At 58.0% G+C, this 20,369-nt stretch carries 12 protein-coding genes and 1 pseudogene; 4 read left to right on the top strand and 9 right to left on the bottom strand.

The window, feature by feature from the left end:
* Positions 1-252: 252 nt before the first annotated feature.
* Positions 253-1,131, top strand: a complete 879-nt coding sequence (locus ACE103_RS09430; protein ID WP_375779193.1) for a LysR substrate-binding domain-containing protein — start codon at positions 253-255, stop codon at positions 1,129-1,131.
* Between the two features lie 374 nt (positions 1,132-1,505).
* On the opposite strand, the gene ACE103_RS09435 is transcribed toward ACE103_RS09430, so the two are convergent.
* The 5 genes from ACE103_RS09435 to ACE103_RS09455 all read right to left on the bottom strand — a co-directional run bounded on the left by ACE103_RS09435 (position 1,506) and on the right by ACE103_RS09455 (position 9,170).
* Positions 1,506-1,901 carry a DUF3088 domain-containing protein gene (locus ACE103_RS09435; protein WP_375779194.1) on the bottom strand — a complete coding sequence of 132 codons (396 nt, stop codon included), beginning with the start codon at positions 1,899-1,901 and terminating at the stop codon, positions 1,506-1,508.
* Positions 1,873-3,048: an MFS transporter gene (locus tag ACE103_RS09440; protein ID WP_375779195.1), complete on the bottom strand. Its 1,176-nt coding sequence runs from the start codon at positions 3,046-3,048 to the stop codon at positions 1,873-1,875. The genes ACE103_RS09435 and ACE103_RS09440 overlap by 29 nt, the downstream gene beginning before the upstream one ends.
* Before the next feature lie 689 nt (positions 3,049-3,737).
* Complete coding sequence (locus tag ACE103_RS09445; RefSeq protein WP_375779196.1) at positions 3,738-5,984, bottom strand: tetratricopeptide repeat protein; 2,247 nt, start codon at positions 5,982-5,984, stop codon at positions 3,738-3,740.
* An 893-nt stretch (positions 5,985-6,877) separates the two neighbouring features.
* A complete protein-coding gene (locus ACE103_RS09450; RefSeq protein ID WP_375779197.1) occupies positions 6,878-7,180 on the bottom strand; it encodes a hypothetical protein in 303 nt (100 codons plus the stop codon).
* Between the two features lie 301 nt (positions 7,181-7,481).
* A complete protein-coding gene (locus tag ACE103_RS09455) occupies positions 7,482-9,170 on the bottom strand; it encodes an outer membrane beta-barrel protein (protein WP_375779198.1) in 1,689 nt (562 codons plus the stop codon).
* An 813-nt stretch (positions 9,171-9,983) separates the two neighbouring features.
* Between ACE103_RS09455 and ACE103_RS09460 the strand changes: the two are divergent.
* A pseudogene (locus ACE103_RS09460) lies at positions 9,984-11,329 on the top strand (IS5 family transposase).
* A 139-nt stretch (positions 11,330-11,468) separates the two neighbouring features.
* Here the strand turns inward: ACE103_RS09460 and ACE103_RS09465 are convergent.
* A complete protein-coding gene (locus ACE103_RS09465; RefSeq protein ID WP_375779199.1) occupies positions 11,469-12,812 on the bottom strand; it encodes a UDP-glucose dehydrogenase family protein in 1,344 nt (447 codons plus the stop codon).
* Entirely contained in the window at positions 12,812-13,897 is a 1,086-nt protein-coding gene (locus ACE103_RS09470) for an NAD-dependent epimerase/dehydratase family protein (RefSeq protein WP_375779200.1), read from the bottom strand. Before ACE103_RS09470 ends, ACE103_RS09465 begins: the two co-directional genes overlap by 1 nt.
* 1,176 nt (positions 13,898-15,073) lie before the next feature.
* Between ACE103_RS09470 and ACE103_RS09475 the strand changes: the two genes are divergently transcribed.
* Positions 15,074-16,300, top strand: a complete 1,227-nt coding sequence (locus ACE103_RS09475) for a methyltransferase domain-containing protein (protein WP_375779201.1) — start codon at positions 15,074-15,076, stop codon at positions 16,298-16,300.
* A 213-nt stretch (positions 16,301-16,513) separates the two neighbouring features.
* On the top strand, positions 16,514-17,830 hold the full coding sequence (locus ACE103_RS09480; protein ID WP_375779202.1) for a DUF4910 domain-containing protein: 1,317 nt from the start codon (positions 16,514-16,516) through the stop codon (positions 17,828-17,830).
* Positions 17,831-18,278: 448 nt separating this feature from the next.
* On the opposite strand, the gene ACE103_RS09485 is transcribed toward ACE103_RS09480, so the two are convergent.
* On the bottom strand, positions 18,279-19,220 hold the full coding sequence (locus tag ACE103_RS09485; protein ID WP_375779203.1) for an NAD-dependent epimerase/dehydratase family protein: 942 nt from the start codon (positions 19,218-19,220) through the stop codon (positions 18,279-18,281).
* A 228-nt stretch (positions 19,221-19,448) separates the two neighbouring features.
* Entirely contained in the window at positions 19,449-20,228 is a 780-nt protein-coding gene (gene rfbF, locus ACE103_RS09490) for a glucose-1-phosphate cytidylyltransferase (RefSeq protein ID WP_375779204.1), read from the bottom strand.
* Between the last annotated feature and the right edge of the window lie 141 nt (positions 20,229-20,369).

The following is a 20,369-nucleotide window of genomic DNA, read 5'->3' on the forward strand; positions in this document are numbered from 1 at the left end:
TGGCCCAACACTTGCTATCCTCACCTCAAACACCGTTCAAAGCTCTCGCGCGGTCGCATGCACAATGTCATCTCTGTGAGACTCCACTTGCAGGGCACAGATATTCGCGGCGGCTGTACATCTCTACGTCCAAACGCTCGAGACTAAGGGGGTAGATCGAGAGTGCAGAAGGGTAGGGCCGAGAGAGCCGAGCGCACAGCATGCCCGATGCCCGTTGAATGGGTCTGGGGAGCAGGGGAATAAGTAAACTAAATGCGCAAGTTGCCGATTCTAAAAAGCCTTCACCTGTTCGAGGCGGTGAGCGAGTTTCCAAGCTTCTCAAAGGCCGCTGATGGTCTAAACATGACCACAGGTGCGGTAAGCTACCAGATGCGCACTCTCGAGGATTGGTTCGGGAAGAGATTGTTCGTCCGTCACAGCACGGGAGTGCGGCTTACGTCCGATGGCGAACAGCTGAAGCGCAGGTGTGAGAGCGCATTCACGACGCTTGAGAAAGGATGTTACGAACTGCGGAGGTGTGATGCAGGAAGATCTGTTGTGGTGGGGAGCTCAGCTATATTCTTGTCGCACAGTCTCTTGCCGCGGATTGGTGCGTTCCGGCAGGCGCATTCCGATATCGAGTTTGTTTTCAAAACAGATGCGGATCTAAATTCGGTGGCTGTCGGTGCCCTGGACGTAATGTTTGTTTGCGGTGTATTGAAGCAGCCGCTGCCCGTCGATGAGGTACACATCTCGAACGAGATGATTGGGCCCGTATGCGCGCCAACTGCACTCGATGCGATGAAAGGCCCAGCAGACATTTTGTCAATTCCTCTACTGCATGAATCGCTCAAGTTGGACGCCTGGAACGAATGGGCAAAGGCCACTGCGATATGCTTGCGTGGATCGCGTGATATTGTTTTTGATTCGTTTTCGCTAGCTATCGAGGCGGCGAAAGGCGGACTTGGAGCGGCAATATCGCCGGAGGTGCTGGTCAGAAGCAACCTTGAGAAGGGAGAACTTGTGGCTCCGTTCGGCTTCACGCCCGTCGATCGCTCAATCTATATGTTGGTCAGCGAGCATGCACAAACTATCGTCGCAGTTAAGGAGTTCCGGCGCTGGGCTATGGCAGAGATACTCAGCCGAGCATAGCCGGGATTGCTTCTGACGAGGTGCGACTCGAGAGGGTCAAAAAGCGGATTCTATTGGTAGCGTGGCTGCTGCTGCATTCGGTGCGATGCCGTCCGCGGATGCTCCCGCATGACGGTGTGCAACTCGCCTACCAATGCCGACCGGCGGGTCACGCTTTTTGGCGCGCAAAGGAGCAATGCGACGTTGCTTGTGAATGTGATGCAAATGTCAGGAGATATCGAGCTTGAGTCATGGCGCGGGCACAATCGATTTCCTTGAGCGACCGAGCTGACGCTTCGGGGCATAGCCGTTTTGTCGTAATCAGCTCTGCGGTAGCTGGTTAGGGTATGTTGCCTCCACATGTTGACTCCGAGCAGCCTTCACCGATTAGATCCTTACGGATGGGGGGCCGGAAATCCGTGAAGCGAAACCAGGAGCTGAAGGATCGTCAACGCATCGTCGACATAGGCGAGCCCCTTCAGGAACCGTGCGGCCTGCGGCGCAGAGCTTGCCTTTCCGAGAATGAGAACGGGCAGCGACTGATGATCGACGTCGAGCCTCTCGATAAGCTCGGCTCTCGGCCGCGCCCAAGCCAGCCGGCGCACGTCAAGGTTGGCCCCCCAGCTTGGAAACGAAGATAGCACCCCCTCGATCAGGGCACAGTGCCAGCAATAGAACTCTTGACCGGGGAATGCCGGATCTTCGAAGGGCTGTTGTAGCAGAAATAGCTGATCCCGCGGCATGGATTGCTTTTGCGATTTATCAGTCGATCGTAGGTGACGCTTTGACATGTGTGGATCGCGCTATGGCGAAGATCGCGACACCGGAGGCGAGAAATGCGCTACCCGCACACATCCGCACGATCAGTCCGAAAGAGAGCTCATCACCCAGCATCGAGAAAAGCAGACCGTTGCCTCCGACGCCGCTGTAAGTGCAGCATTGAAACAGGCCCGAAAGGCGCCCGGCCCGATCCGGCGCAACTGACGAAACCATGTGCGTGTGAGCGGCAGCCGCAAATATCTGACCCAACCCCAGCATTGCACTGCTGGAAGCGACCACCAGAGGCAGGCTGGCATCGAGTGACATGGCTACCAGGCATGCCGCAAGCAGCGCTGCCGCGCCGGCTATTGTTGGCAAGGCGCCCAGCCGATCGAAGATTGGCTTAACCGACAGCGCTCCCAGGAGAGCGAAAGCGCCGTTGCTCAGGACGATGATCAAAAGAACGTTTCTATCAAGCTCCCCACCTGCCGTGGCACGGATTGCAGGATAGACGTTGATGATGCCCGCACCCAGATTAAGAAGAAAGACCGCGAGGAAGGCGGGATAGAGCGGCGTCAAATCGAAGATCGTTCCGGAGGAGGGCGTTTCGGTTGTAGATCGGAGCTTCATTGAATATTGCTTGATGGCAAAGAGCACCATCAGTGAAAGCAATACCGCCGATATATTGAGAGCCAGAACTCCGGGCAGGCGCAATTGACTGACGAGCATGGCACCTGCGAACACGCCCAGGAGATATGTGAGCCAGTCGATATTGGCAATGTTGCGTAAGGCCGCGATCATACTGTCTTCTGACAAAATACGGCGGAAGAAGGAGACTTCGGCCGACAAGTAGACAGGCTGAACCAAGCTCAACACGGCGATGGAGGCGTATGACGAAACGGAGTCAATCTGCGTAGTCGAAGACATGGCAAGGAGCGCGCAAATTCGAACACCATTGACGATCATCATGGCGTTCAGCGGGTCGCTTCTGTCGACCAGGGGGGACAGCAAGAGACTGCCGAGCATGATCGGGACAAAAATAACCGCAACGCCAACGCCGGCAGCGCTCATACTGGATTGAAGCAGGCCAATGAGGATGCCAATTCTGAACGCCCAACTACCGATCTGGACGATGAGATGCGACAGATACACGAGCCGCCGTATGGTCGGGATGCTCATTGTTAGCCGATCCCCACGGAAGCGCCATTGAGCTGAGAGAGCTTGATTGCGGTTGGGGGCGCCGGCGAGACAATGCAGTCGTGCCATGTCCTGCGATATCGGTCCGATGAGGCCCGGGGCGTCGCGGCTCCTCCAGGTCGCTGACGAGATCGAGATGCTTCGGCTGGCCGGGGTTCGGAAAGAGGGGGATCAGGGCGGAAGTAGCTCGCCTGTTCGGTCGGGGGAGCCGTTGCGTTGCTACCGGGTAGAACAGCACCAGCTCCAGCCGAGCTGCCGACCGATGCGCCGCTTACGACGGTTGGCCCACTCAGCTGGCGCCAGATTGTGCCACCGATGACGTTATCGTAACGACGATCATTCGGGATACGCCCATCGATCGGCAGTGGGGGAATTGCGGCGCTGTTCCGGGCGCGATCGACGTCCTCGCTCGCTAACGGCTGCTCGAGACACCCGATATTTGCGTCTGCCTCGTGGGGGGCCGTTCGGAAGAAACCGCAGCATAGGCGGGCACGAACCCCAATGTCGTCAATCTGATCGCAAACGGAATTGCAGGACTTCAGCGCCGCAGACGGAGTCTGCCAGATATCTTCAATGAAATTCGACGCTGCGGGGCTCATTCGCTGGCATACCGTATTGCAATATCGCTGACCGGGAGTAGCGAGGCACCATCGTTCGGCCCGCAACTTGCCTCATGGGCGCGGGGAAGACGTAGGCGTTCTCCCTCTCCGAGAATCAAGATCAGCTTGCATCCTCGTCTGGATATGTTCGTGGGTAGAGACGTAGTCCGGGTCCCCGCCGATCTCGGCGGCAACTGTGGCGTGGTTAAGCGACAGATCTAGCCAACCCTCATTGAAATACTCAATTGCCAGATTGTTGTGCGTGAGCGCGTGCCGGGGATTGATTTCAAGGGCACGAAGATAGTGCGTAATGCTCTCGCTACCCTTGCCAAGTTCGGAATAGGCGAGGGCGAGATTGCTTTGCAAATCGGCGTTCTTGAAATTGATCTCGGAGGCCGAGAGATAGGACTGTAGAGCGGCGTGCGCCTTGTTTTGCCTCATCAGGATGTTGCCCCGCTCGAAGTAAGCTCGCCATTCGTTCGGCTTGATTGTAAGGGCCCTGTCGAGATCACTCAGAGCACCAGCCGCGTCCCCCATTCTGGCGCGCAGCGCTGCCCTGTTGAGATGGGCTTCGTAATAGGGCGGGCATAGCTCAATTGCGCGACCATATGCCCCTAGAGCGTCAGATTCACGGCCGGGCACTTTTGAAAGCAAATTCCCCAGGTCGTTTTGATATTCGCCATAATAGGGATCGTAAGCGATGGCCTCACGCAATTGCTTTTCGGCGCGATCCAGATCATGGACGAGTTCATAGACTTGGCTCGTATTGTAGATGAGGATCGATTGGTGAAGTTTGAAACGCTGGTCGCCATAGACCTCCAGCATCTTCCCATGCCCTTCTGCGCAAAGGGTGAGGGCTTCATCATACTTCTCCTGCTTGGCCTTGATGTAAGCATAAGCGTTCTCTGCGAAGACCTTGATATAATGATACTTCTCGTGATCTTTGAAATCGCGCTCAATGGTCTGGAGGTTGCGCACGGCATACTCTTCGGCCACGGTCAAGTTGACCGGCTGTTGATAGCGTCCGTAAGTCATCGATTGGGCATAGAGAACGGTCGGTGTGTATTGGCTCTTGGGGAATGTTTTGTAGAATTCTTCGAGATAAGGAACCGACACCCGGCCACATCCGAGGGAATACAGTACAAATGCCGCGCTGATGAAGGCCGCGTTCACCGGAGCATCTCCCGTTCCATAACCGCGGAGCGCCGGATCAGCAAAAATCTCGCCGAAATAGCTAAACCATAGATCATACAGGCCGATGCTCTGCAGGATCTCACTCGGCTCCGCCAGCAATTCCAGACGCTTGCATTTGTCCCGGACAGAGAGCGCATGAAGCATGACGAGCGGTGCCTCGCCGGCGAGATAGCGATCCATGCAGCTGCGATGTAACTGCTCGTGCAGATGATCTGCAGTCGCGTGCTCGAAAATCGCGTAGTTGCGCTGCGCGATCAGATCAGGGATTGTGCAATTGGACTCGATATACGATTCAAGGAGGCCGCGCCGTTCACCGCCCTTGAGGCTCGCCAAATAGAGGTCCACAATCGCTATTGGGTCGAGATAACCAATGACTGGCAATCCCGCCGCCTCACATTTATTCAAGGCCTCCGCGATCAGCGGATTGCCGCCACTCGCCTCATAGATCTGTCGCTGCTTCTCCGGAGCGAGATCCTGACTGAGGATCGACGCTATCTCCTCCTGACTATATCTGCCGAAATGCAGTTCGCTCGCATCAGGAAAGTAAAGGCGCTGTTCATAATCGATGAGGACAAATCGAAACAGGCTCGTGCCGTCTTGCAGCCTGACGAGAAGCTTGATCAGATGCTTGGTCGAATTGGAGAGGGCGGAAGCCCGATCGATGACGATGACCCGACTTGCGTTGCGTTCGTTGCGTTCTCGGGCACATTCGATCAGAAATTCCGCTAATCCGACCAGCAGCTTGTTTTGATATTCGTGATGATAGAACCGCGTGCGCTCCTCTTTGCTCGAGGTGTTGGTGAGATCCTTCGGGACGGAAAAGGCGTCGCTGACCAAGAGAGGGAACAACCGCTTCAAGGATTGCTGTGCCGCTTCGACCAATTGTGGCCTATGGTCAGTAGCCCATCTCAATTCGGCATCGATGACATCTTGTAGACCCGCGAGATAGCCGCCGGTCCGCCAATCACCATCCGAAATTGATACGAGTGAAGCGGACCTCTCGAGTGCCGATTTGATCGTCGGCGTCGGCGCCATACCGGGTTCCGTCTTCAAGATCGTGATTGGGCTGACATCGACAGATGTTGAGATGGTCGGCGCAATGCTCAGCTGGAACAGATCAACCATTGTACCCTCCTGGAGCCATCACAAAGGAGGGTGGTCGAAGGACCACCCTCCGATGCTCATCGTTGTGCCTGTCTCAAAGCAGGTTTATTCAAAGCGTGCCGCCGACGAGCTTAGACCGTACCTTTGTACGGAGTGGTCGTGCGGATGGTTGTCCTGATCTCAGCAAGTTTCTTTTTCATCGCGGTCTCCTTCCTTCAGGCACGAGTAACCGGCGAATGCGCGGTCAGTCATGCGGGGCTGAGGATAGAGAATTGCCGCCATGATCCGGAGCGAAAAATATTCACAGTAGCGGCTAAAAAAACTCGCTGCGCCCGTGGAGATACGCCATTCTCACCGAGGTCGCGCTGCATACCATCTACAATGCGGCGATCTCGCAATGCCGTTAGGTGCAGGCGATTGAATGCTTCCCTCGCTGGGTTGATGGCCGTAAGCCAAGTTCAGGGGCCACCGCAAGCGGATTGTCAACTGGCCCTGCGGCTTGTCGCGCCCGTGCTTGTCGTCGTGCTCGGACTTCCCAATCGTCGTCGGCTCGTTCTGGTTAGAGCTTGCACCGGCCGCGCCATGTTGCCATGTCGCGGACGACCTCGAGTGCCGGATTGAGCGCCGGCTCCAACCGCTGGCTCCGACCCTCGCCGATTCCGCGCAGGTCGCGCTGCAGCATGGACGGGTCTTGTCATCGATGTCGACCACAACTTCGGTCCCCGGCAGACGTGCGGCAATGCTCCACGGTTGGCGATGCTTGGGTGCGCGCGCCACCTGGCCTTCCGGAGCTGTCTCATCCTGGCCGGGTTCCATACAGGCTGCGACCTGTCGGACGTCCTTGAGGCCCAGCAGCATCCGCTTCCTGGGAAGCCTCTCGGCCCGCCGGCCCAAGCGATGCCGCCGCAGCTCCTTTACGATCTGATGCCGCCGTCAACACACGACGAGGTTCGCCACATGCAGCGGAGTTCTCGTTCTTGATCGCTGAGCGGATATCTCTGCGGGGCACGGATGCCGTTCCGGCGTTCTCGCGGACAGCTTCGGTACAAACCAATGATGTTCGCGCGCTCAATGAGAAGGTTGATGGCTAGCTCCACCAGCAGCTCACGGCCCAGAAAGTCTTTGCGGCGGCGGCTGATCTCCATAACAGCGCTCATTCGGTCATGGCGCAAGATGCGCGCAGATTTCAAGACAGGTGATCCGCTGATTGCGCTCATGACAAATGTGTCCAACCAGCGACAATTGCGCAACCGCAACGGGTCAATATTTGCTGATGTGGGTTTCGTCCTGGGTCAACAGATCGACCAGCATTCTGTGCCGTCGAGATGAGTTTTGGTCCGAGCATTGGAGTTGCGCTCGCCTTGTCCATGCCGTTGATCTAGATCCGGGCTTCACTCACGCGGGCCGAGCCGCGCCATGACAACGGTGTCGGCGCCACTGTTGGCGCCGACGTTGATTGTCACCAGCCGGCTTCAGGATGCCGTCGAAGAGGCTGGAGCTTGGCTGTGGCGAGCCTTTTCAATTGAACTTGTAGGAGGCCTGCAAGAATGTTCCCCAGCGCTCCATGCTGTATTTCGCAAATTGGGGCGGCTGACCGACGCAGCCGCTGCCGCTGCACAGAGAGTCACCCCGCCTTTTGGTCCACATGGCCCAATAGCGGCCACCGACGCCGACGCTGATGTTCTTGGTGATGAAGTACGACAACACGCCTTCAATTTGGACCCCGCCGCCACCATCGCCGCGTTGTTCAACAAAGGTGCTCATGTCGCGCAAGAGATGATAATCACGGCCCTTGAAATCGGTCCAAGGCAGGTAAGCGACGTCAGTGCTCAAACGCCAAGGCTCGGTCAGCATGGTTTCTGTACTTAGGCCGATCCGAAGCGCATTCCATTGAGTATCCTCGCTCCCGACGACCCTGGTGTTACCCGGCGCCAGACATGAATAGAGGGGGTTAGCGATCTGCACGCATCCGATCGAGTCCGAGCTCTGGCCGTAATAAGTCCAGCCTAGAAATCCGCCGATCTTGTAGTCGGTACCGTGCAAGAAATCGTAACCGACGTCGGCCGTGTAATACGTGAACCTTCCGTTTGCTTGGCCTGATATGGTGTTGACGTACGGGGCGCCCCAATCTTCATCGTTCATGTTTCCTTTGTCGAAGTGGCCGATGCCAATATTGCTCTTCAGGAACAATCCCCAAGGGCTATCAAGACGGCCGAATAACTCCCCGGAAAGTCCGTCCAGTCCGTGATAGGTGAGCCTCGATGCGAGGATGCTGGGGTCTTGAGGCCAGCCATAGTCCACCGCGCTGTGGTCCCATTGGAACCGTCCCCGGCTGAGCCATAGCCGCGAGCCGCCTTCGAATGACCAACCCGCCGCGTGGGGAATGGGCGGCACGCCGGCGGGTGCCTTCGCGTACAGCGGCGTATCGGACCATTGCGCGGCCTGCGCCTCGGCACCAAAATGGTAGTTCAGACCGAGCTTTGCGATATGATAGTTGCTGGACAGGCTGGTCGTGTTCGGCGGCAGAATTGCGAGCGGTGGAAACTGCACTGTCGAAGTGGTCGCGACACTCGGTCCGCCAAAATGCAGATAGTCATACTCGACTTGGACCGACCAGGCAGGCGTCAGGGCTTGCTCGACGCCCAGCCCGATGATGCCACCGACCCGACCATAGTCGAAATGGGTTTTCTCCTGTGGCCAGCCGCCTTCAAAGTTGCTGATGACGTCGCCCCGGTTGTTTTGCCAGGCCACACCTGCCTTGAGATAGGCCAGCGTGCGGCCGAGCGCGCCAAACGCATAACCAACGCGACCGGTCCCGGTGGCAAAGACCTTGGGACCAGCGTTGCAGTTTGCGCTCACAATAAAGCCGGAGGCGGCGAGGCAGGTATTTGTGCCGTCGGAGGCAACACGGCTGGCATCCAGTTCGACGCCAAACACCCAGCTGTTGTTCTGCCAATTGTAGCCGATCTGGCCACCTGCAAGGGCTACGGGAGTATCGACGCCGCCGCCATAAATTGATGGACCGTAGGGATTGCTGAAGGAGGTTCGGCCGTACCCGCCGCCGACGTGCCCGCCAATATAGCCTCCGGACCAGTTCCACACTGCCGGCGGTAGTCTTACTTCTGACTCAAGGTCCGCTGCCTTGGCTGCACCGCTTGCGACGATCGCAACTGTTGTGGCGCCCCAAAAAAGAACTCTAGATCGCATCAAAGATTCGCCTTGTACTTTTCCGGTCTACTAACCGGCTCCTCGCGTCATCGCCGCACAGCAAACCGTTGGGGCAAACCAGACGCTAACGGAAACGAGCGTTGAGTCCGCCGCGAAGATCACCGCACAACGATTGGTGATGAGGCTTGAGCGAAGCAAGCCGCGTGCCGACTGAGTTCGCATCTTCCGCAGGCATTTCGTAAGAGTGTGTAGCGTCAACTTGCTGACAGTGGTCTCAAGTCTGACAATCGAATCGTCCGGCAGTTTCCCGTCGTACGACCGGTAGTGAACTTCAGTTCCTCCATGCACATGAAGGAGCCAACGTCAGAGAAGTCGGGCCGCGCGTAATCAACGTCTTATAAGCGGCGTCATAGACTTCCCACGCTAGGCAGTACGAGGCGAAGACGACAGTCGGTTTCGCCCTGCTAGGCGATAGGCTTCGACGATTTCCGGGATGTCTGCGATAGCGCGCGGCGGAAATCTTCCAGCCACGCCATCGAAGGGCCCAGAGCAGGATGCAATCCACTCCTATCCTCGCACAGAGTCGCTTGGATCGGTGCGTTTCACGAAGCATCGTCGAGCTCGAGCGAGAGACCGTCACGGCCGCAGTCTCCGAGTTGTTGATGCGTGTGAATCCCCTAGGTCGTCGCCCGTAAACAAGTCTCTAAGCGATTGAGCGGGATTCTGTTTTTGGGGTTTGGGAGCGTTTGAGATTTGCAGGGATTTGAAGCTTGAGCGCCGCAAACCTTGCAAATTCGTTTTGTGGATTCCCCTTCGCTGTGAACCGTGCTTGTGTGGCGCATCGAGGGGACGATGCGGCCGAAGAGCACAAGACGACGGGATCGAACGATCTATTCCGGGCACGGCTGGACCAGATCATCAACATGAAGCACGAGCTGGTTTTGCTCGCCGGCAAGATCGATTGGGACTGGATCGACGGGGAGATAGCCCCGCTCTACAGCGAGAACGGCAGGCCGGGGATCGAGACCCGCTTCATGATCGGGCTGTTGTTGCTCAAGCACATTTACGGGCTGTCCGATGAGGGCGTGTGCGAGCGCTGGGTCCACGACCCGTACTTCCAGTTCTTCACTGGCGAAGAGTTTTTCCAGCACGTTTTCCCGCACGAGCGCTCAGACCTGAGCCATTGGCGCAAACGGCTCGGCGACAAGCTGGAGCGGTTGTTGGCCGAGAGCCTTCGGGTGGCGCACGCGGCCGGTGCGTTACGCAGCCAGGACCTCAAGCGGGTCACGGTCGACACGACCGTGCAGCCGAAGGCGATCAGCTTCCCGACCGACCCCAAACTGCTGCATGCGGCGATCCGCGGGTTGAACCGCCTGGCGAGGAAGCACGGGGTCAGACTGCGGCAATCCTATGCTCGCGTGGCCAAAAGCGCAGCGATGATGGCGGGCCGTTACGCGCATGCCAAACAGTTCAACCGGCATCAGCGGCAGCTGCGCATCCTGCGCAGCCGGCTGGGCCGGATCATCCGCGACATCCGCCGCAAGACAGAGGGCCAGCCCGCACTGGAGGAGGCATTCGCCCTCCCGCTTGGCCGGGCCAGGCAGATTCGCTCGCAGCAGCAGCGCCAGCGCGGCTTCAAGCTTTATTCCTTCCACGCCCCGGAGGTGGAGTGCATCGGCAAGGGCAAGGCCAGCGCACCTTACGAGTTCGGCGTGAAGGCCTCCATCGTCACCAACAATCGCCGGGCCCCCCGTGGCCTGTTCGTGCTGCACGCCAGGTCGCTGCCCGACAACCCGTACGACGGTCACACCTTGCGGGACGTCCTTGACCGCACCGAGACACTCACCGGCTGTGCGATCGAGCGGGTCTATGTTGACAAGGGATACCGCGGTCACGACGCGCAAAATCCCCGTCGCGTCTTCACCTCTGGCCAGAAGCGCGGCGTCTTTGGTGTCATCAAGCGCGAGCTGCGCCGCCGCTCCGCCATCGAGCCCATCATCGGACACCTGAAGACCGAAGGCCACCTCGGCCGCTGCTATCTCAAAGGCCGCGCCGGAGACGCCGCCAACGTTCTCCTCTCAGCCGTCGGCCACAACCTCCGCCGTGTCCTGGTCTGGCTCAGAGAACTTTTGTGCCTGTTCCTGGTCCCACTCCGGCGGACACTCAACTCTCCAGCTCAGCTCAATCCGGCTTCTTAACGGCCGACTAGGTCGCGGGCGCGCACCGAACGTTAAGCGCAGAAGACGCGAGCCAGATCGTTGCGATCGCCGCCGCCACGCTTGAGACTGCCGAGGAGGCGCCGGTGAGGGCACGTTCGTGGATCACGCGGTAGTCATCTCAGTTCGGGCGCCGACCAAAGGTGAGGTAATCCGCCGTGGCCACGTCGGCGGGGTTGATTAGTCGGCGCGCGTCGAACACCGTCTTGCCGCTGACTCGCAAGGAGGCAAGTTCGCTGTATTCCTGTGTCCGAGTCGCAATGATGACGATCTCGGCCCAATCGACCTCTCGCCGCCAGTCAGATGAGAACTGGATACGGTTCGCCGCGTCTCCGATGGCGAGCTTGAAGTTCTCCGTCGCGAGTGGATCGTAGCACCTGACGTCCGCTTGGACCCGCAGAAGATCGCCAACGATCTTGATCGAGGCGGCTTCGCGGACGTCGTCGGTATTCGGTTTGAAGGAGAGGCCGAGAACGAGGGTTCGCCGGCCGGACAACGCTCCGAGCTTCTGCTCGAGGGTAGCGACGATCTGGCCCGGCTGCGCGGTGTTCACGTCGAGAACTGCATTCAACATGTTCATCGGGAGGCCAAGGTTCTCGCCCTGGCTGCGCAGCGCCTGTATGTCCTTTGGAAAGCACGACCCGCCGAACCCGCAGCCCGGAACGAGATAAGTCAGGATCTGTGGAGCGAGGCGTCCAAAGGGCGTGATCGGCGACCAGCGTTTGTCCAGATAGACGCCGCGCATGACGTCGAGGGCGTCGACGCTTCCGATCGCAGTGCAAAGATTTGCCACCTCGTTCACGATGGATATCTGGGTAGCCAGAATTGCGTTGTTGGCGTACTTGATCATTTCGGCCGTGCGGGTGTTCACCCGCACTTTGTCGCAATTCCATGGAGCGTAGAGTTCCTCGAGCCGCTCCAGCGTCGTTTGGTCCTCCTGACCGATCACGATGCGATCGGGCTCCATGAAATCCTCGATCGCCTCTCCTTCGCGAAGAAACTCCGGATTCATACCCAAGCCGAATGCCCCAAGCTCCTTTCCGGACGAGTGCTCGAGCTCTCCCCGCACGATCGTGTCCGTTGTCCCCGGGATGACGGTGCTCTTCACGACAACCGACAGGTGATGAAGGCTGGTCGCTAGATACGCGCCAATCTGGCGAGCGCACTGTCGGACGGCGCTAAGGTCGATCGCGCCGTTCTTGGACGGCGTGCCGACTGCGATCAAGGCGATTTCCGCTGTCTCGATCGAAGCGTGAAGGTCGGTGGTCGCCCGAAAACGGGCCGATGCAAGTACTGACTTGAGCAGTTCAGTCAGGCCGCGTTCATGGATATGCGGCACGCCGGCATTGAGCTGACCGACGACATCCTTCCGCAGATCGACGCACGTCACGTCGTGTCCCTTCGCCGCCAGGCACACTCCGGAGACGAGGCCCACATAACCTGAGCCAACAACTGTGACGCGCATCACGCCCTCAAATCGTCGCGTAGAAAGGACAGGTAGTGGCGCACGCCATCATTTACGGGGACTTTGGGAGCGTACCCGAGAATGTTCCGCGCCTTCTTGATCACGGGGCAGCGCCGGCTTGGATTATCGACAAGATACTCTGAGTCGGAGCTAATCTCGAAGACGACCGCGCCGCGGCGTCCGAAAAGCTCCAGCGAGGCCTGCTGATAGATCTCGGCAAGGTTGTGGACGGAGATCTCGGGCCCATCGATGCCGATGTTGAAGTAATCGTACCTCCCATGTAGAAGGCAGAGGAGATAACCTGTGATCGCGTCCGAGACGTAGCAAAAAGTGCGGGTCGGGCTGCCGTCGGAAAAAATAACGATGTCGCGTCGATTGATCACACATCGCGCGAAGTCGGCTGGAAGCCGACGGTCGTCGATGCGCATGCCGGGTCCATAATTATTGAAGGGGCGAGCGACGGTGATGGGCATGCCATACGTATTGGAGAAGACGTAGCACAGCGTCTCGCCGAAACGCTTCGATTCGTCGTAGCAGGCTCGCGGGCCCAGGCACGCTACATTACCGCGGTATTCCTCGTCGGTCGGGATCGCCGTCTCCGCCGGATCGCCATAGATTTCGCTGCTTGAAAAGAACAATAGTCCCTTGAGGCGATCCGAATCCCGATAGCTTTCGAGTAGCCGCCGCAGTCCCCAGATGTTTGCGTCGATGGTCTCGACCGGATACTGCCGGTAGAAGGTCGGCGAAGCGATCGAGGCCATATGGATGACGTAGTCCGCCGCGCCAGCGCCGTCGACCGTTCGAAGGTCGTCCCTGGCGATGTTGAACGTGTGCGTCCTGAGCACCGCCGGAAACTCCTCACTCAGATCGGTCAGCCATCGCGGCCGATGCAGCAGGAATGTGTCGACTGCGATAATCTGCTTTAGGCCGAGTTCGGCCGCCTTTCGTGTGAAGTACTGGAGGAAGTAATATCCAAGAAAGCCCGCGCAGCCCGTGAGCAGGACCGTTGCTCCCGCGAAGCGTCCTTGCGGCACGGCCGCATGGATATGCTCGATATCTTCTTTGACGATGAGGCTGATTGTCACGCAGCGCTCCGAACGAAAGGCTGGGCGTTGTTGGTGTGAACCCGCAGGGCTCGATGGGATACCCATAGCTTCTTCGAGTTGATCCTTGTCATACTGCGTATCCATGTAAGTCCAGAAGCCGGCGTGACGACGTCGCGCCAACCAGTGGCTCGGTGCGGTCGGTGGAGGGCGCATTCTCCAGCACGTGAACGGCGCGATTCAAGGTAATCCAAGAGGGACCGACGGAAGGTGAAAGTAGCCGCCATTGAACCGGCTGGAGCCATGCTTGGGCTTTCCGGAGTGCGCTCTCCGTTGGTCAAAAAACGTCCCTTGTGGTTACCGCTGCGATGTGAGGTTTGCGGGTTTCTTTGAAACGGACCGTGCATTTGACCGGCCGCATTATCGGACCGGCCGACGTTGATCATCGACAGGAAACAAGCTTCCGTCATCTAGATCAAATACTGGCTCTGGTAGTTGACCGGGGCACAGCATTTTGCATGCCCACCACAGAAGACAGGCGCCGATTTGCTGCAAAACCACGTCTGCGCAATCGGCCTGACAACGTGATGAGAGGCGCAAAACTCTAGTTCTGAGCGGTCCACACCTCGGTCTCGGTGCAGGCCGATGACAGGCTCTACCAATTTTGGGAGGAGATTGTGGAGTTCAGGCCCGTTAGAAGGACCTAGAGGCTTTATTAAGATGAGTCTTGTCGACCAAGCTGGCAAGAAGGGACCAATGGCAGGAAACGACCACTTTGCAAGCGGGACGTCAGTCTTCCTGGATCGGACCTTGCTGGGCCTGTCCGCCGTAACCACAGCAATCTCGCTGGGCTGCCAGACTGCAGCAGTTTCAGTCTCAATCCTATTGCACGTCGCGGCATCACAGTGCTTCGCATGACAAACGTCACGCCCACCATAGCGCTGAGCTGGACTTGCAGCGTCCTCCTGGCCCCGGGGCTTTGGCCAGCGGGCAGGCCGCTAGCCGCGGCGCTATCGGCAGGAATTGGCAGCCTCGGAGAGTCAACTCTCATCCCCTGGTTGCGTGGAGGGTGCTGCTTCACGGCCAGGCCGAGCACCGCGGCGCCATGGCCCGCGTCGTTATCCTCTATGTGGTTCTAATTCGTCGCCGGACGAGGAGCCGCTATTTGATGATCTGAAGGCGGACTGTTCATGATGCGGACCTCAAGAGACTAGACTTATGAAGTGCCGGAATTGCAAGACGCAGTTACAACACGTGGTCCTTGACCTAGGACACGCGCCGCCGGCGAACGCCTATCTTTCAAAGTCGCAGCTCCACGCCCCCGAGACGACCTTTCCGCTCAAGATCCTTGTCTGTCACGCGTGCTGGCTCGTACAGACCGAAGATCACACGGCTGCGGACGAATTGTTCTCCAGCGACTACGCATACTTTTCCTCGACGTCGCAGGGCTGGCTGGAACATGCCAGAACCTATTGTGAAAAGATCGCCGAGATGCTGCATCTGACCCGAGACAGCTTTGTCGTCGAGGTCGCCTCCAATGACGGATATCTTCTCAAAAATTTTGTAGCGATGGGCGTGCCATGTCTGGGCATCGAGCCGACTGCCAGCACCGCCAGTGCTGCCGAACAGATTGGCGTGCCGGTGCTTCGTGAGTTCTTTAGCGCAGCCACCGCGACCAGGCTGGCGGCAGGCGGGCAGCAAGCGGATCTGATCTGCGGCAACAACGTCTACGCCCATGTGCCTGATATCAATGACTTCACGTTGGGCCTGCGTATTCTACTCAAGCGGCAAGGTACGGTGAGCCTGGAGTTCCCGCATCTCAAGAACATGATTGCGCACAACCAGTTCGACACGGCTTATCATGAGCACTTCTCGTATCTGTCGCTGACAGCGGTTGTCCAACTATTCGAAAAGGCCAGTCTTCGGGTCTTCGACCTTGAGGAACTCCCAACGCATGGCGGCTCCTTGCGCATCTACGGCTGCAACAGCGATGATGCGCGCAAAACCACGCCTGCGGTCACGGCCACGTTGGCGGAGGAGAAAAGGCTGGGGTTGCAAGACCTCGGTCTGTACCGGGCATTCCAGCGAAAGGCGGACAAGGTAAAGAACGACTTCTTGGCTTTCCTGATCGAGCAGAAGCGCGCTGGCAGGTCGGTCGCGGCCTATGGCGCGGCCGCCAAAGGCAATACATTGATGAACTATGCCGGCCTGAAACACGACCTGATTAATTTCGTCTGCGACGCGGCAGCCTCGAAACAGCACAAGTTCATGCCCGGCAGCCACATTCCGATCCTTCACCCAGCAGAGCTCGTGAAGCGACAGCCAGATTGGGTGGTGATCCTGCCCTGGAACATCGCTGCCGAGGTGATGCAGCAACATGAGCAGATCAAAAGGTGGGGCGGCAACTTTGTCATTGCGATTCCCGAACTGACGGTCCTGACATGAAAATCTTGCTAACCGGCGCGATCGGATTCATCGAGCGGGAGACGAACATGATGTCATGTAACCCTCTTCCGTATTGGCACGGTTATCGTATTTCTGATGGGAATAGTCGAAGGCCTGTCCGGTGGGTTCGCTTCGACGGGTGCCATTGTTTTTGGCCAACGATAACGCCCGATCGATCACGGACCGCGCAGTCGTGACCCCGGCGGAAACGAGATGCCGATGAAGTTTGACGCAAGGGAAATTGAGAGGAAGCCTGCGATTGACCTGTATCAACTGGTCTGCGAGCTGTTTCCGATCAACCGTAGTCAAACAGGATCAGGAGTTCGCAAGACACTGAGCATCATCGCCCGCCACATTGATCTCCAGATCAATGAAGTCCAAACGGGAACTTCTGTTTTCGACTGGCACGTTCCGATGGAATGGAGCATTCGCCGCGGGTCGATCTCCACGGTGGGCGGGAAATGCTTGGTCGACTTCGCCGACAACAATCTTCACGTTCTAGGATATAGTAGGCCGGTGCAGGGCGTGTTTACGCATGCCGAACTGGAACGGCACATCCACACGCTGCCCGATCAGCCAGATCTTATTCCATACAGGACTGGCTATTACGCCGACGATTGGGGCTTCTGCCTGCCTCATAATCTCTGGCAGACCATGAATGATGACGTCTATCATGTCGAGATTGACAGCGATATCTCGCCTGGTTCACTGACATTTGGTGAATGTTTCCTCCCCGGCGAGACGCCGAACGAAGTATTGCTCAGCACTCATGTCTGTCATCCCAGCCTCGCAAATGACAATCTTTCGGGAATCGCGGTCATGACCGCTCTGGCCATGCGGCAGGCGCGCCAAAGACGACGACAGCTAGGGTATCGCTTTCTTTTCGTTCCAGCGACGATCGGGGCCATCACCTGGCTTGCCCGCAACGAGCCGGGCTTGGCTAACATCAAGCATGGCCTCGTGCTGTCGTGTTTGGGTGATAGCGGGCAATTTCACTATAAGCAGAGCCGCAAGGGGGCTACAATCGACCGGGCCGTGGCACATGTCCTGAGACATTCCGGCGTCGGCCATGAAATACTGCGCTTCGCCCCCTACGGATATGATGAGCGGCAGTTTTGTTCGCCTGCTCTCAATCTGCCGGTAGGATGCCTTATGCGCGGTGTACATGGTGCTTTCGCCGAATACCATACGTCGGCAGACAATCTGGATTTCGTGAAGCCGGAGGCCCTCGATCAATCTTATTCGATGGTAGAGACGGTCTTGGATCTACTTGATGTAGACTGCACGTACGAGCGCGTCGACGGACGATGCGAGCCACAGCTCGGAAGACGCGGTCTCTACAGAACGATCGCTGGGCAACGTGAGGCGGGCGGCGCCACACAGATGGACCTATTGTGGTTGCTCAACCTCGCGGATGGCGGCCATAGCCTATTGGACATGGCGATGCGGGCCGACGTGCCCTTTGCTCGGCTTGAGTCCGCCGCACGGATCGCACTCGACGCAGGACTTATCCGCGCATGTCCCGAATGATCGGGGCGGGTCAAAGGATGCACCATCGCCGCGAGTTCAGCTTGCAAGTGATCGGCTCGATGGCGTTGAGGACGTGTTAGGCGCCGAAGTCGATGACGTGGTGCCGTCTCGTCGTTGCCGCTTGGATAGCGTCGAAGATATTGTTGTCGAGTGGGCCGGTAGCCCATGTTTTGCCTGTGCAAATTCTCCGCAGCACTTTCTTGAGCAATGCTCAAAGCCGTTATCGAAGCTATCTGGGCTCGGCGAAACCCCATTCAAGTCCTGTTCGAGCTGTCGCAATTGCGAAATCTGAACCCGGCATGTCGCGAAGTCTCCTCCTCTGATGATGCATTTTGGAAACGCGCGCCGCGGGGCGACACGCAAGCCGCACCACGCGATCATGTCAGGACGAGCCCCCATCAGCCACGCTTAACCGAGCAACGGATGACGCTTCGTCCCTGCGGTCCGGTCAACCCGGGGGGCGGGATCGATACCAATCCACTGTACGGCGCAGGCCCGCCTGTAGCGTTGTCGACGGGTTCCAGCCGATCAATTTAGAGGAAGGAGCAAGATCGGCTCTCAGTGCTCGCTCGAGCGGTCGGTCGGGAACTGTTCCAAAAAGCGGTTCGGGCGCACCGGGAATCAATTCTGTTAACTGCTGTACAATCTCCCGGACCGTGCACACCTCTCCCCATCCGAGACCTATCGCGCGCCCCTCGGTGCCAGATGCGTGGGCGCATAGCACAAGGCCATCGACTACGTCATCGACGTAGATCCAATCAATTGCCCGGACGCCGCTGCTCAGCTCGGCACGCTCGCCGCGCAAAAGGGTGGTGATAACGTAGGGTATCAGCTTCGTGAGGTCTGCCTGCGCCGGGCCATAAACCATGGAGATCTTCGCGATGACGACCTCGGTCTGGTAAAGTGCCTCGAACATCCGAGCATATCCCGACGTCGCCCCTTTTGCGGCGGCATAGGGCGAGCTGGGTAAGGGATTGGGGCTATCCGGCTCTTCAACGGAGCCCGCGAGCACGATGCGGCCCACGCCGCTTTCAGCGGTGACCAGGAACAGGTTAAATGCGGCGAGGAAGTTGTTTTGCAGGATCGGCAGCACCATTTCAAAGCTGCGCGAACCTGTCACCAGACCAGCGAGGTGATAGGTCGTGTCAGGCCGGACGGTCTGGATCAGCTCTCGCGTTGCCTGCAGGTCGATCAGATTGACGTTCCACCAACGGATAGCGGCAGCGTGTCGGGCGTCGCTAACGTCTCCACCGATCGATTGCCACCAGGCCGGTACGTCGGTTGGTGGCTGGCGCGAGACTGCGTGTAATTCGACACCCGAGCCCGCGAGCCTCTTGCAAAGCTGCGATCCAATAAAACCTCGTGCGCCGGTCACCAATACCGTTTCCATTGCCGCATCCTAACGACAGAAATTGCTGTGCCCATCAGCTCGAACCCTGAACATGGCGAATTGCCGTAGACGACGAGGTGGCATGAGGGTCAATCGCGGTTGGTCACGTCGAGAAGAATCGACCCCATGCCGCCGACCCGCTGGGACGTTGCAGCCAAAACGTGAGCCACGAGCCCTTCAAACCCGTGTTCCCCGGGCGAAAGACGCGTTTGTCCGCGCAGAAACTGCTCATTTTTCCCAGACCTTCCACGGAGCCTTGCCCTCAACCCAGAGCGCTTCGAGGAACGTCTTGTCACGCAGTGTATCCATGGGCTGCCAGAAGCCGCGGTGTTCGTAAGCCGAAAGCTGTTGCTGATCGGCCAAGGTCATCAGCGGCTCGTGCTCCCAAACAGTGGAGTCATCCGCCAGCAGGTCAATGACTTTAGGTGAGAGCACGAAGAAGCCGCCATTGATCATTTCCCCATCCCCCCGAGGTTTCTCCTTGAAGGCGGCGACACGGTGAACACCACAAATTTTGAGGGCACCGAAACGGCTAGGCGGATAGGTCGCGGTTAGAGTGGCGAGCGTACCCTGGCGACGGTGGAAGGCGATCAATGCGGTTATGTCGATGTCTCCCACGCCATCGCCATAGGTTAAACAGAAGGCATCGTCATCGGTCAAGTAGTTAGCAACTCGCTTGAGCCGACCACCGGTCATGGTCTTCTCGCCAGTATCGACGAGCGTCACCTTCCAAGGTTCGGCATAGTGCTGATGGACTTCCATCCGGTTACTTGTCATGTCGAAGGTGACATCCGATACATGTAGAAAATAGTTGGCGATGTATTCCTTGATCAAATAGCCCCTATAGCCGCAGCAGATGACAAAGTCGTTGACGCCATGGTGCGAGTAGATTTTGAGGATATGCCACAGCATCGGCTTTCCGCCGATCTCGATCATGGGCTTGGGCCGAAGGTGGGTTTCTTCGGAGATTCGGGTTCCAAGTCCACCCGCGAGAATCACAGCTTTCACCGCTGGCTCCATTTCCGGCCGTCCGACCATTGTCGCCTGGGTTCGCTGGATTGCTCGCACCGGCGCGAGGGGGCGCACGGACTTGAACCGAAACTGCCGAGCATATGGAGACCTCCTGTCAAGGACGGGGAATCGAGCGTA

Source organism: Bradyrhizobium sp. ma5 (assembly GCF_042258955.1).
Lineage (GTDB): Bacteria > Pseudomonadota > Alphaproteobacteria > Rhizobiales > Xanthobacteraceae > Bradyrhizobium.

Bases quoted from the DNA above. Each gene is read 5' to 3' on its own strand.
- ACE103_RS09430 (WP_375779193.1), top strand. From the start codon at position 253: ATGCGCAAGTTGCCGATTCTAAAAAGCCTTCACCTGTTCGAGGCGGTG.
- ACE103_RS09435 (WP_375779194.1), bottom strand. From the start codon at position 1,901: ATGTCAAAGCGTCACCTACGATCGACTGATAAATCGCAAAAGCAATCC.
- ACE103_RS09440 (WP_375779195.1), bottom strand. From the start codon at position 3,048: ATGAGCATCCCGACCATACGGCGGCTCGTGTATCTGTCGCATCTCATC.
- ACE103_RS09445 (WP_375779196.1), bottom strand. From the start codon at position 5,984: ATGGTTGATCTGTTCCAGCTGAGCATTGCGCCGACCATCTCAACATCT.
- ACE103_RS09450 (WP_375779197.1), bottom strand. From the start codon at position 7,180: ATGAGCGCAATCAGCGGATCACCTGTCTTGAAATCTGCGCGCATCTTG.
- ACE103_RS09455 (WP_375779198.1), bottom strand. From the start codon at position 9,170: ATGCGATCTAGAGTTCTTTTTTGGGGCGCCACAACAGTTGCGATCGTC.
- ACE103_RS09465 (WP_375779199.1), bottom strand. From the start codon at position 12,812: ATGCGCGTCACAGTTGTTGGCTCAGGTTATGTGGGCCTCGTCTCCGGA.
- ACE103_RS09475 (WP_375779201.1), top strand. From the start codon at position 15,074: ATGAAGTGCCGGAATTGCAAGACGCAGTTACAACACGTGGTCCTTGAC.
- ACE103_RS09480 (WP_375779202.1), top strand. From the start codon at position 16,514: ATGCCGATGAAGTTTGACGCAAGGGAAATTGAGAGGAAGCCTGCGATT.
- ACE103_RS09485 (WP_375779203.1), bottom strand. From the start codon at position 19,220: ATGGAAACGGTATTGGTGACCGGCGCACGAGGTTTTATTGGATCGCAG.